Source organism: Roseibium alexandrii DFL-11 (assembly GCF_000158095.2).
GTDB lineage: Bacteria > Pseudomonadota > Alphaproteobacteria > Rhizobiales > Stappiaceae > Roseibium > Roseibium alexandrii.
The window spans coordinates 4,663,995-4,675,901 of the sequence record NZ_CM011002.1; the positions used below are offsets into that span (position 1 = coordinate 4,663,995).

Consider the following 11,907-nt stretch of genomic DNA (forward strand, 5'->3'; position numbering starts at 1 on the left):
CGGCCATCAACGGTTATCAAAAGCCCGGGCACATTGCCTGGGCTTTTTTGTTGGCGCTGTATTCGGGCTCAGGCCGGGCCGTTTGGTCGCGGTCCGTTGATATTGCTCAAAGACGTGTCAGGCCATCTCTGGAACGGTGTGGGCTACGGAGTTTTGCCAGTGATGCGGCGAACCTCAGGTCCGGGTGTGTCGCCTTACGAAGCAAAAAGGCCTGCATCCGGGTCCTGCCGGACCTTGGGAGAAAATCATGGATAACGGTCAGCAGGCTGGCAACGGAGTATCGAAGACAGCTTGCAGCGTGACCCCGGTACCGGACGGTGCGGTTGCCGATATCTGCGAACGGTTCGGCAATGACAAGCATCGGATGCTGGATATCCTGCGCGAGGTTCAGGACCGTTTCCAATGCATTGCACCAGCGACCATGGACCAGATCGCTGAAGAAACTGGCCTGACCCGGATTGAGGTCGAAGGGGTCGCGAGCTTTTATTCTTTCCTGTCCCTACAGCCGAAAGGCCGGATTACTATCCGTCTGTGCGACGATATTGTCGATCGGTATGCCGGACTTGAAGCCGTCACAGCAGCTTTCGAAGATGCGCTCGGCATCAAGATTGGCGAAACATCCGCAGATGGGGCCGTGTCCCTTGAATACACTCCCTGCATTGGTATGTGCGACCAAGCGCCTGCAGCGATGGTCAACGATATTGTCCTGACCAATCTGACAGCTCAATCTGCGCGGGAAGTGGCCGAAGCGATCATAGCCGGTAAACGACCTGAAGATCTTGTCAGCGACCGCTTTGCCACGCTTTCACCGCACGACCGTGCAGTGCGCATGGTGGACAATAACATCCGCCATGCCGGTGCGGTGCTTCTTGGGCCGGTGCCGGAAGATGCGGGCCTTTCCAAAGCGGTCAGCATCACCTCGTCCCAAATTATCTCGATGATTGAAGAAAGCGGCCTGCGCGGCTGTGGAGGCGCTGGTTTTACTACGGGGCGCAAATGGCGGTTTGCGGCAGCTGAGCGCACTGAGCGGTCCTTTGTGATCTGCAATGCAGATGAGGGCGAACCTGGCACCTTCAAGGACCGCGTTCTTCTCACAGAGCGGCCGCATCTTCTGATCGAGGGTATGACAATAGCCGCCCGTGCGGTTGGGGCGAAGGAAGGGATCCTTTATCTGCGCGGCGAGTATGTCTACCTGCGCGAACTTTTGGAACAAGTGCTAGAGGAGCGCCGCCGGCGCGGACTGCTTGGGAAAGCGATCCTTGGCACCAAGCGCTTCGACTTTGATATCCGTATCCAGATGGGCGCGGGTGCCTATATCTGCGGCGAAGAGGGGGCCCTGATCAGTTCTTGTGAAGGGTTGCCGGGTGAACCGAAAACCCGCCCGCCGTTCCCGGTCAATCGGGGGTATCTCGGCTATCCGACCGTGGTCAACAATGTGGAGACCTTCTGCCATGCAGCACGCATTCTGGACCAGGGTGCCAAGTGGTTCCATGACATTGGCACTGAAGGCAGTCATGGAACCAAGCTGTTCTCGGTCTGCGGCGACTGCCTAAACCCTGGGATTTATGAGCTTCCTTACGGTCATTCGGTCTGGGAGCTTCTGGAAATGGTAGGCGGTCAGGATGCCGCGGCGGTTCAGGTTGGCGGACCGAGCGGTGCAATGATTGCCCGGGACAGTTTTCACCGAAAGCTCACATTCGATGATCTCGCGACCGGTGGAGCGATCATCGTCTTTAACGGCCAGCGGAACATTCTTGAAATCGTCGACTACTACATGTCGTTCTTTGTGCATGAGAGCTGCGGCTATTGCACACCTTGCCGGGTTGGCAATGTCTTTTTGCAAAAGGCAATTGAGAAGTTCCGCAAAGGGCTCGCCAATCCCGAAGACATTGACTACCTCAAGGACCTCTCCGGCACGATTATTGAGACCAGCCGCTGCGGTCTTGGCATGACATCACCGAACCCGGTGTTGTCGACCCTTGCGAATTTCCCGCTGGTCTATTCAGCGATGACCCAGCCGAGCAAGGATGGCATCCGAGCCACATTCGATATTCAATCGGCCATTGATGGGGCCCGAAAGATCGCCAAGCGCCGCTCTTACATCTTCGATAGGGATTTTACACAATGAGCGGTACGAAGAAAGAAACAGGTTTCAGTTTCACCATCGATGGTATCGAAGTGACGGCCTACGCTGGTCAGACCATCATGGAAGCTGCCGACGACGCCGGTATTTACATCCCGCGCTTGTGCGATCATGAAGGCCTGCGCCACCAAGGCAGTTGCCGGGTGTGCACCGTCAAGGCGGGCGGGCGCAGCGTATCGGCCTGCACACAGCCGGCGGCGCCGGGCCAGGCGGTTGAAAACGAAACGCCGCACCTCAACAAGATGCGCCGTGATCTCGTGGAAATGCTGTTTCACGAGGGCAATCATTTGTGTCCAATCTGCGAGGCCAGTGGCAATTGCGAGCTTCAGGCGATGGCCTACCGGCTCGATATGACTGAGGCGACGAAATTTCCGTATCTGGAACCTTGCCGGGCTCTTGATGCCTCTCACCCGGATATTGCGCTCGACACCAACCGCTGCATCAGTTGTGGCCGGTGTATCCGGGCGTCTCAGGATGTCGACGGCAAAGGCGTCTTTGGTTATGTCGGCCGGGGCATTCACCGGCGTGTCGCTGTGAACGGCGAGAACCTCGCCGACACGGATGCTGCTGTGACCGACAATGCGATTTCGGCGGAAGTCTGTCCGGTCGGCTGCATTATCCGCAAACGGGTCGGTTTTGTAACTCCGATCGGCGAGCGGGAGTTCGACAAGGGGCTGATCGGTCATGACATTGAGGAGAAGCGCAAATGAGTGAGAGATCTCAGGCAGAGCATCCCAAGGCCCGGATCGCGACAGCTTCACTGGCCGGTTGTTTCGGCTGTCACATGGCAATCCTCGATATCGATGAACGCCTGATGGATTTGATGAAACTTGTCGAAGTCGACCGGTCTCCCTTGACCGACAAGAAGCGTTTCACCCAGCGCTGCGACATCGGTATCATCGAAGGCGGCTGCTGCAACGAGGAAAACGTTCATGTCCTGCAAGATTTCCGCCGTAACTGCGATGTTCTGATTGCGCTTGGGCAATGCGCGATCATGGGCGGACTTCCGGCCATGCGCAACGCGATCATGCACTCCGACGAACCCTTACGCGAATGCCTGGACGAGGCCTACATCACCGGCCGCTACATCCGTAACACGACCCACAATGTCCCGAATGATCCTGCTCTTCCACTGCTGCTCGATGAAGTCTATCCGTGCGCGCAGGTGGTGGAGATCGATTATCAGATCCCCGGATGCGCACCGGAGGGGGACATAATTTTCGACACGCTCTCAAAGCTTTTGACCGGCAAATTCCGGGGCTTTGAACGTGAAATGATCAAGTTCGATTGACCAGGAGCGAGACAATGGGCGAACCCAGACTGATTGAGATCTCGCCGGTCACCCGTGTCGAAGGCCACGGGAAGGTCACCATTCACCTAAATTCGGAAAACGAGGTCGATGAGGCCCGGCTGCATATTGTCGAATTCCGAGGTTTTGAGCGCTTCATCCGCGGACGCCTCATGTGGGAAGTGCCGGTTATAGTCCAGCGGCTTTGCGGCATTTGCCCTGTCAGTCATCACCTGGCCGCTGCAAAGGCCATGGACATGATCGCCGGTGTCGATCAGCTCACCCCGACAGCTGAAAAGATGCGGCGGCTGATGCACTACGGGCAAGTGATGCAGAGCCACGTGCTGCATTTCTTTCATTTGGCCGCACCTGATCTCCTTTTCGGCTTCGGTGCGCCGGCAGAAAAACGCAACATTTTTGAAGTAATCAAGGAACAGCCGGAACTTGGCAAACGCGCCGTCCTTATGCGCAAGTATGGCCAGGAAATTATTGAGGCGACAGCGGGCAAAAAAATCCACGGCACCGGAGCGGTCCCGGGCGGTATCAACCGCAATCTTCCAATCGAGAGACGCGATCATTTCCTGAGCTCTATCGATGAGATGCTGGCCTGGGCTCAGGATGCAGTCAAACTTGCCAGAGATTACACCCTCGAACACGAAGACCTTGTCGCCGAATTCGGGTCTTTTCCATCGAACTACATGTCTCTCGTGCGGGAGGAAGATGGTGCGCTTGATCTCTACCATGGCAATCTCAGAGCCTTGAGCTCGACGGGTAATGTGATCTTCGACCAGTTGCCTTACCCGCAATATCATGAACGCCTGATCGAGGATGTCCGATCCTGGTCCTACATGAAGTTTCCTTTCATCAAGGAGCTCGGGCCCGAAGTCGGCTGGTACCGGGTTGGCCCTTTGGCCCGCATGAACACGGCAAGTTTCATAGACACGCCGATAGCCGATGCGGCCCATAAGGAGCTCAAAGCCGTCACGGATGGCCATCCCAACAATTCAACCTTGGCCAACCACTGGGCCCGGATGATCGAAGTTGTCCATTGCGTTGAAAAGATCCGCGAACTGCTCAACGATCCGGACCTTCAGGGCAACGATCTAGTGATGACCGGAGAGCGGCGCGGCGAGGGGATCGGCGTTATTGAAGCGCCGCGCGGCAATCTCATCCATCACTATCAGGTCGATGAGAACGACCAGGTCACCTACTGTAATCTGATCGTGTCAACGACCCACAACAACGAAGGCATGAACCGGGCAGTCAAGGACGTCGCCGTCAAACATTTAAGTGGTCATGATCAGATTACCGAGGGCATGCTTAACCATGTCGAAGTTGCGATCCGGGCTTATGATCCATGCCTCTCCTGTGCCACTCATGCGCTGGGCCAGATGCCGTTACAGGTGGAGCTGTTCAACGCCGAGGGGGAGTTGGTAGACAGCAAGGCCCAGTCGGTATGAAGTCTGCTCGGTTGATACCTGGATTGCTGAAAAGAACGGCTGCGATCTGCTGTCCTGGACGACAAGAAACGGAGATTCGGGACCCGGTCCCGGCGCGCGCTGCACTTGGCCGGGAAAACGCTGCTGATGCCCATCGCAATCAGAAAGAACTCGAAAAATGTTGCTGATTGGGTACGGCAATCCGGGGCGGGGAGACGATGGGCTTGGGCCTGCGTTTTCTGAAAGCATGGCAGCTCGCGACTTGACGTCCTGGACGATCGATACCGATTACCAGCTCGTCGCAGAGCATGCCTTTGATGTGTCGGGGCATGAGCTTGTCGTGTTTGCAGACGCAGAGATTGGGAGCGCGGAGCCTTTTTCGTTCCGCGAGATCAAACCCGGTGCGCCGGAAGTTCTGGGCAGCCACAGCCTCGTTCCTGAAACCGTTCTGTCCTTGTGCGAAACCCTTTATGGCGTGGCACCGACCGCCTTCGTGCTTGGGATATCCGGTGTGGAATACGGTGAGGTGAAGGAAGGCCTTTCAGATCAGGCTGCCGCCAACCTCACGAAAGCACAGGCATTTTTCCTCGATTGGGCCGGAAGGCTGTCTACGGCTTAGACTTTAAATATCCGGTGAATTGGTCCGGCTTTCGGTTGCAGGGTCATGGGAATTTCGAAGTGCCTCCAGGGCGCGCATCCGCTCTTCTGCTTTGTCCTGGTTTTCCCGTGTCACCCCGGCAATCAGCACTTCAGCTATGGCCATCAGCGCCAGGGATGAATCCCAGGGCGAGGGGACTGCAACACGGGCTGGCAGGACGTAGGAAGCTATACGGCCAATAGGTGACATCCAGCTGTCGGTGACCAACGCAACGGTCGCCCCTTGTTTGGCCGCAGCTTCAGCAAATTGAATGATCTCTGCCTGGTACCGGCGGATGTCGAAGACCAGCACAACATCTTTGGGGCCAATCCCAAGCAATTGGTCGAGCCAGTTCCCGTGCTGTCCAGCAACATGAACAACGTTTGGCCGGACGATACGCAAGTGCGCTGCCATGTACCTTGCAAGGCCATCGGTGAACCGCCCGCCGATCAGGTGAACCGTCTTGCGGTCGTCTGCCAATAGTTTGACAAGACCGTCCAGCTCGCCTTTTGGCAGGTGGTCGAATGTCTCACGGATGTTCTCGATCAGTTGCCCGACATGCGGGTCGCCGGTTGTATCCTTTGCAAGACTGGTGCTTCGTGCGAGCGGGGAGTTCAGCTGATTGGCGAGCTCGCTGCGCAGTTTTTTCTGAAACTCCGCGAAGCCTGGAAAACCCAGCCGGGCCACAAACCTGAGAATGGTTGGAGCACTTACACCGGCTGCTTTTGCAAACTCTGCAACAGTTCCCAATCCCTGCACCGGATAATTGGCCATCAGGGCATGCGCCGCTTTCTTTTCGGTCGCTGTAAACTCGTCGAGCCGATCACGTATGTCGTCCAAAAGCGGGCGTTCCATGGGCTGCTGCCTCAATTTTTGGCGGAGGTATCAAAACTGTTTGACAGAACCGCATTTCGTGTATCAAATATTACAGAGTTTGAGTTGGTCGGCAATACTGTAACAAACATTACAGAAACAAGCGGGCGCTTTTCCGGGGGGATGAATGGGATCAAACCACCAAAACGGCGGAATGTCCCGTGCTGTAGAGGTTGTAAACGCAGAAGGTGCCGGTGAGCTGGTCCTTTTGTGTGATCACGCCTCGAATCATTTTCCTCCCCCCTATGATCAGTGTCTTGGAGTGTCGGATGAAGAGAAATCCGCGCACATTTCATGGGACCCGGGTGCACTTGGCGTCGCGATGGCACTGTCAGAGGCGCTTGATGCCCCGTTAATCTATACGACGGTTTCCCGTTTGGTCATTGACTGCAATCGCGAAGAGACCCGCGAAGATCTGACGCCGTGCTTGAGTGAGCTGACAGAGATCTCCGGAAACAGGAATTTATCCGACGAAGAGCGGACATTCCGGATCAATCTGGTTCATCGCCCCTTTCACGATGCGATCGACAAAGTGCTTGCGCTTCGGGCGGACAAGGGGCTGCCATCTGCAGTGGTGTCCATCCACACCTATACACCGGTCTACAAAGGCAAAGCTCGGCCCTGGGAAATCGGTTTGATTTCCGAAAACGACCGCCGCCTGGCCGATCCTGTGCTCACGGGGTTGAATGCACGTGGCGATCTGACCGTTGGCGACAATGAGCCTTATGCCCCCTCCGATGGGGTTTACTACACCGTCAGGCGGCATGGTGAAGACAAGTTGCTGCCGTGCCTGATGATCGAGATCCGGAACGACGAAGTGCGCACTCCAAATGAGGAGCTCCACTGGGCTGACATCTTGGGACCTCTTTTGAAATCCGCCGCCAAAACGGTGTTGCGGAAGGAGGTTGCGGATCATGCCTAGGATCGCCCATTGGTATGTTCACGCGGTTGACGGTTTCAATCGCGGTCTTGGCAAAGTCATCATGTGGGGTGTCTTTGTCATGGCGGGGATCCTGTTGTGGTCCTCGATCTCCAAGACCTTTTTCAATCCTTCACTGTGGACCCTGGAAGTGGCGCAGTTTGCAATGGTTGCCTACTACGTCCTCGGCGGACCCTACTCGGTACAGCTCGGGTCAAATGTCCGCATGGACTTGTTTTATGCGGAATGGAGCATCAAGAAAAAGGCATGGTTCGATGCCTTCACTGTCCTGCTCCTGATGTTTTATCTTGGCGTTCTCCTTTATGGGGCGCTTGGGTCTATGGCCTATTCCCTCGGTTATTTCGGTCGGGAGTTTCCGGAGTTCTACTGGGAGCTGATCATGGCCTTCTTTACAGGCGGGCCTGTCGCCGCCGGAGAGGTCATGGGCTATATCGAGCGAAGCCCGACGGCGTGGCGGCCGGTTCTCTGGCCAATCAAGGTGACCATGTGTATCGGCTTTTTCCTGATGCTTCTGCAGACCATTTCTGAGCTGATCAAGGATATTGCGACCATCCGGGGAGAGACCATCTGATGTCTTACGAGATGATCGCCCTTTTGATGTTCTCGTCGATGATGCTCATGCTGCTGACCGGGCAGCGGGTATTTGGAGCCATCGGCGGTATTGCAGCCATTGCAGCCATCAGCCTGTGGGGTGTCGGCGGACAGGATATTCCGTTTTCCGCGGCGATGAAGCTTATGAAATGGTATCCGCTGCTCACGCTGCCGATGTTCATTTTCATGGGCTACATCCTGTCGGAAACAAAGATCGCCGACGATCTTTACAAAATGTTCCATGTCTGGATGGGCCCACTCAACGGCGGGCTGGCCATCGGTACGATCCTGCTCATGGTTTTGATTTCAGCCATGAACGGTTTGTCGGTTGCCGGAATGGCGATCGGCGCGACAATCGCGCTGCCGGAGCTTTTGAAGCGCGGGTATGACAAACGCATGGTCACGGGTGTGATCCAGGCAGGGGCATCGTTGGGCATTCTGGTGCCGCCCTCCGTTGTCCTCGTGCTTTATGCGATGATCGCACGGGCACCTGTCGGACAGCTCTGGCTTGCCGGTATCATCCCGGGCCTGATGATGGCGGCCATGTTCATCGTCTACATCGCAGTCCGCTGTAAGCTTCAACCAAATCTTGGCCCCGCCCTTACGATAGAAGAGCGGGAAGCCTCCAAGGAAGAAAAGTACCGGCTGTTACTTGCCGGGCTGCTTCCGCTGATTATTTTCGCGGTAATGATGGTGCCGTTCGTCAACGGCTGGACCAGCCTTGTCGAAAGCTCTGCGATCGGGGCTCTGGCGGCTTTGGTTGCAGCGATCATCAAACGCCGCATGACCATGGACATCCTGATCCTCTGCCTGCGAAACACGCTCGGCATCTCTTGCATGTTCATGTGGATCATTCTGGCGGCTCTCGGCTTTGGTGCCGTTTTTGACGGGCTCGGCGCAGTGAAAGCGATCGAGAACCTCTTCACGGAACAGCTTGGCCTGTCTCCCTGGATGATCCTGATCCTGATGCAGCTGTCGTTCCTGGTCATGGGGACATTTCTGGACGACACGGCAATGCTGGTGATCGTGGCGCCGCTTTATGTGCCTCTGGTGGCAACGCTGGATCTGGGCATGCCGGTTGGGCAAGTGCTGATCTGGTACGGAGTGCTTTACACGATCACGACGCAGATTGCCTACATGACGCCACCGTTTGGCTACAACCTCTTCCTGATGCGGGCAATGGCGCCCAAGGACATCACCATGCGGGACATTTACGGGTCGATTACGCCGTTTGTCCTGGTGATGGCTCTTGCGCTGGCTCTTGTCATGGCTTTCCCGCAAATCGCTCTTTGGCTGCCTGAACTGGTTTACAGCCGATGACGCGCGGAGCGGGACAAAAACAATATATCCGGAGGAAACGGATTTGAATGTGCGGTTAAATGAGATCCGGCAAACGGACGGACCGCTTGACCTTGGAACCGAAAATTAGGGGAACAGTAATGACGAACAGACGTGATTTTCTCAAAAAAGCCGGGACCGGTACTGTTGCAGCCGCGGGTGCCGTAACACTTGCCGCACCGGCCGTTCACGGCCAGACGCCAATCAAGTGGCGCCTTCAAACCTATGCAGGCCCGGCACTGGCCGAGCATGTGATCAAGCCGCACATCGACGCCTTCAACAAGGCAGCAAACGGTGAAATGGAGATCGAGCTCTACACCGCTGATCAGCTGGTCCCGACGGGTGAGCTCTTCCGTGCCATGCAACAGGGAACAATCGATGCGGTGCAGTCTGACGATGACTCGATGGCATCTCCGACCGAAGTCACTGTCTTCGGCGGTTACTTCCCGTTTGCGTCCCGGTATTCCCTGGATGTGCCTGTGCTGTTCAACCAGTACGGCCTGAAGGAGATCTGGGAAGAGGAATACGCCAAGGTTGGCGTGAAGCACATCTCTGCTGGTGCTTGGGATCCATGCCACTTCGCCACCAAAGACCCGATCCGCTCGCTGGAAGACCTGAAAGGCAAGCGTGTCTTCACATTCCCAACTGCCGGCCGCTTCATGGCGCAGTTCGGCGTTGTTCCGGTAACCCTGCCTTGGGAAGACATTGAGGTTGCGGTTCAGACCGGTGAGCTCGACGGTATTGCCTGGTCCGGCATCACCGAGGACTACACGGTCGGTTGGGCTGACGTAACCAACTACTTCCTGACCAACAACATCTCTGGCGCTTGGGCAGGGTCCTTCTTTGCCAACCAGGAGCGTTGGAACGAGCTTCCGGATCACCTGAAAACGATGCTCCAGCTCGCAATGGATGCATCGCACTACTACCGTCAGTGGTGGTATTGGGGCGGCGAAGCGAACCTGCGCGTCAACGGCACCAAGATGGAACTGACATCCATTCCGGATGAAGAGTGGGCAAAGGTTGAAGCTGCTGCCATGGTCTTCTGGGATGAGATCGCCGCAGAGTCTCCGACAAAGGCGAAAGTTGTCGAGATCTTCAAGAAGTACAATCAGGACATGCAGAAAGCTGGACGTCCTTACCGCTACACCTAATGCAAGCCCTGGAGCCGGCCATCTCACCCTTCGGGGTGGCCGGTTCTTGCAACTACCGGTCCGGAAAATTAGAACCCTCCGGACCGGGAATTTTTTCGAATAAGAGCGCTCGTAAACCGCCAAATAGGGACCAGACAACATGCCAGGAAATCTGACCTTTGATGCCCTGAAATCACTCGTTACATCGGGCGAGATCGACACAGTACTTGTTTGCATCGTCGATATGCAGGGACGGTTGATGGGCAAACGCTTTCTGGCCCAGCATTTCGTGGACAGCGCTTACGAAGAAACCCATTGCTGCAATTACCTGCTGGCAACGGACCTTGAGATGTACACCGTGGAGGGCTATGCCGCGACCAGTTGGTCGGGCGGCTATGGCGACTACGTCATGAAACCGGATCTATCCACGATCCGCCGTATTCCGTGGCTCGAAGGCACGGCCATGGTGGTCTGTGATGTCCTCGATCACCACACTCACAAGGAAGTTCCGCACTCGCCGCGCGCGATGCTCAAGACCCAGGTTGCGCGCATGAACGCCCTGGGCCTGACACCGATCATGGCAACCGAACTTGAGTTCTTCCTTTTCGAGAAGAGCTTCGATGAGCTGCGCAAGAGCGGTTACCGGGATATGGAGCCGATCTCCGGCTACAACGAAGACTACCACATCCTTCAAACAACGAAGGAAGAGGACGTGATGCGGCCGATCCGCAACGGTCTCTATGCTGCTGGAATTCCGGTCGAGAATACCAAGGGTGAGGCCGAAGCCGGTCAGGAAGAGCTGAACATCAAATACGCACCGGCTCTTGATACTGCCGAGTATCATACGATCTCCAAGCACGCGGTGAAGGAAATTGCCTGGGCGAAGGGGCGCTCAGCGACGTTCCTGCCGAAATGGGCGAGCGACAAGGTTGGCTCCTCGTCTCACGTGCATCAGTCGCTGTTCGACAAGGACGGCAATAACGTCTTTTGCGATCCTGACGGTGAATACGGAATGTCGGCGTTGATGCAGCATTATCTGGCTGGCCTCATCAAATATGCGCCCGACTACACCTACTTCCTGGCGCCTTACATCAACAGCTACAAACGCTTTCAAAAAGGCACTTTCGCGCCGACCAAAATGGTCTGGTCTGTCGACAACCGCACCGCCGGGTTCCGGCTGTGCGGCGAGGGGACCAAAGCGCTGCGCATCGAGTGCCGCATTGGCGGTTCGGATCTGAACCCCTATCTGGCGCTTGCGGTCCAGATCGCAGCGGGTCTCAAGGGAATTGAAGACGAACTGCCACTCGACAAGCCGACATCAGGCGACGTCTATGAAGCAAAGAAAGCGAAGGAAATCCCGCACACCTTGCGGGATGCGCGCGAAACACTGCGCAGATCAAAATTCCTGCGGGAAGCTTTCTCCGACGCGGTCATTGACCATTATGCCCGCGCAGCGGAATGGGAAATCGAAGAGTTCGACCGGGCTGTCACCGATTATGAAATCGCCCGGGGTTTTGAAAGAGCCTAA

At 56.1% G+C, this 11,907-nt stretch carries 11 protein-coding genes; 10 read left to right on the forward strand and 1 reads right to left on the reverse strand.

What is annotated here, in order from left to right:
• Nucleotides 1-247: 247 nt before the first annotated feature.
• The 5 genes from SADFL11_RS21555 to SADFL11_RS21575 all read left to right on the forward strand — a co-directional run bounded on the left by SADFL11_RS21555 (nt 248) and on the right by SADFL11_RS21575 (nt 5,489).
• Nucleotides 248-2,128 carry an NAD(P)H-dependent oxidoreductase subunit E gene (locus SADFL11_RS21555; RefSeq protein WP_008195302.1) on the forward strand — a complete coding sequence of 627 codons (1,881 nt, stop codon included), beginning with the start codon at nt 248-250 and terminating at the stop codon, nt 2,126-2,128.
• Nucleotides 2,125-2,853, forward strand: coding sequence for a 2Fe-2S iron-sulfur cluster-binding protein (locus tag SADFL11_RS21560; RefSeq protein ID WP_008190432.1), 729 nt, complete (start codon nt 2,125-2,127; stop codon nt 2,851-2,853). The genes SADFL11_RS21555 and SADFL11_RS21560 overlap by 4 nt, the downstream gene beginning before the upstream one ends.
• Complete coding sequence (locus SADFL11_RS21565) at nt 2,850-3,434, forward strand: NADH-quinone oxidoreductase subunit B family protein (protein WP_040450993.1); 585 nt, start codon at nt 2,850-2,852, stop codon at nt 3,432-3,434. Before SADFL11_RS21560 ends, SADFL11_RS21565 begins: the two co-directional genes overlap by 4 nt.
• Before the next feature lie 14 nt (nt 3,435-3,448).
• Nucleotides 3,449-4,891, forward strand: a complete 1,443-nt coding sequence (locus tag SADFL11_RS21570; protein WP_008193041.1) for a Ni/Fe hydrogenase subunit alpha — start codon at nt 3,449-3,451, stop codon at nt 4,889-4,891.
• Between the two features lie 157 nt (nt 4,892-5,048).
• Nucleotides 5,049-5,489, forward strand: a complete 441-nt coding sequence (locus SADFL11_RS21575) for a hydrogenase maturation protease (protein WP_008188551.1) — start codon at nt 5,049-5,051, stop codon at nt 5,487-5,489.
• A gap of 3 nt (nt 5,490-5,492) precedes the next feature.
• Here SADFL11_RS21575 and SADFL11_RS21580 read toward each other — a convergent pair whose 3' ends face one another.
• The gene (locus SADFL11_RS21580; protein WP_008195938.1) at nt 5,493-6,362 is read right to left on the reverse strand and encodes a MurR/RpiR family transcriptional regulator; all 870 of its coding nucleotides are present in this window, start codon (nt 6,360-6,362) and stop codon (nt 5,493-5,495) included.
• Nucleotides 6,363-6,507: 145 nt separating this feature from the next.
• On the opposite strand from SADFL11_RS21580, the gene SADFL11_RS21585 reads away from it, so the two are divergent.
• From SADFL11_RS21585 to SADFL11_RS21605, 5 genes are all read left to right on the forward strand, one after another.
• Nucleotides 6,508-7,302, forward strand: coding sequence for an N-formylglutamate amidohydrolase (locus tag SADFL11_RS21585; protein ID WP_209002678.1), 795 nt, complete (start codon nt 6,508-6,510; stop codon nt 7,300-7,302).
• Nucleotides 7,295-7,891 carry a TRAP transporter small permease subunit gene (locus SADFL11_RS21590; protein WP_008192345.1) on the forward strand — a complete coding sequence of 199 codons (597 nt, stop codon included), beginning with the start codon at nt 7,295-7,297 and terminating at the stop codon, nt 7,889-7,891. The genes SADFL11_RS21585 and SADFL11_RS21590 overlap by 8 nt, the downstream gene beginning before the upstream one ends.
• Nucleotides 7,891-9,231: a TRAP transporter large permease gene (locus SADFL11_RS21595; RefSeq protein WP_040450992.1), complete on the forward strand. Its 1,341-nt coding sequence runs from the start codon at nt 7,891-7,893 to the stop codon at nt 9,229-9,231. Before SADFL11_RS21590 ends, SADFL11_RS21595 begins: the two co-directional genes overlap by 1 nt.
• 119 nt (nt 9,232-9,350) lie before the next feature.
• Nucleotides 9,351-10,400 carry a TRAP transporter substrate-binding protein gene (locus SADFL11_RS21600; protein ID WP_040452526.1) on the forward strand — a complete coding sequence of 350 codons (1,050 nt, stop codon included), beginning with the start codon at nt 9,351-9,353 and terminating at the stop codon, nt 10,398-10,400.
• Between the two features lie 139 nt (nt 10,401-10,539).
• Complete coding sequence (locus tag SADFL11_RS21605; RefSeq protein ID WP_008197211.1) at nt 10,540-11,907, forward strand: glutamine synthetase family protein; 1,368 nt, start codon at nt 10,540-10,542, stop codon at nt 11,905-11,907.

Coding starts and splice junctions, on each gene's coding strand:
- SADFL11_RS21555 (WP_008195302.1), top strand. CDS start 248: ATGGATAACGGTCAGCAGGCTGGCAACGGAGTATCGAAGACAGCTTGC.
- SADFL11_RS21560 (WP_008190432.1), top strand. CDS start 2,125: ATGAGCGGTACGAAGAAAGAAACAGGTTTCAGTTTCACCATCGATGGT.
- SADFL11_RS21565 (WP_040450993.1), top strand. CDS start 2,850: ATGAGTGAGAGATCTCAGGCAGAGCATCCCAAGGCCCGGATCGCGACA.
- SADFL11_RS21570 (WP_008193041.1), top strand. CDS start 3,449: ATGGGCGAACCCAGACTGATTGAGATCTCGCCGGTCACCCGTGTCGAA.
- SADFL11_RS21575 (WP_008188551.1), top strand. CDS start 5,049: ATGTTGCTGATTGGGTACGGCAATCCGGGGCGGGGAGACGATGGGCTT.
- SADFL11_RS21580 (WP_008195938.1), bottom strand. CDS start 6,362: ATGGAACGCCCGCTTTTGGACGACATACGTGATCGGCTCGACGAGTTT.
- SADFL11_RS21585 (WP_209002678.1), top strand. CDS start 6,508: ATGGGATCAAACCACCAAAACGGCGGAATGTCCCGTGCTGTAGAGGTT.
- SADFL11_RS21590 (WP_008192345.1), top strand. CDS start 7,295: ATGCCTAGGATCGCCCATTGGTATGTTCACGCGGTTGACGGTTTCAAT.
- SADFL11_RS21595 (WP_040450992.1), top strand. CDS start 7,891: ATGTCTTACGAGATGATCGCCCTTTTGATGTTCTCGTCGATGATGCTC.
- SADFL11_RS21600 (WP_040452526.1), top strand. CDS start 9,351: ATGACGAACAGACGTGATTTTCTCAAAAAAGCCGGGACCGGTACTGTT.
- SADFL11_RS21605 (WP_008197211.1), top strand. CDS start 10,540: ATGCCAGGAAATCTGACCTTTGATGCCCTGAAATCACTCGTTACATCG.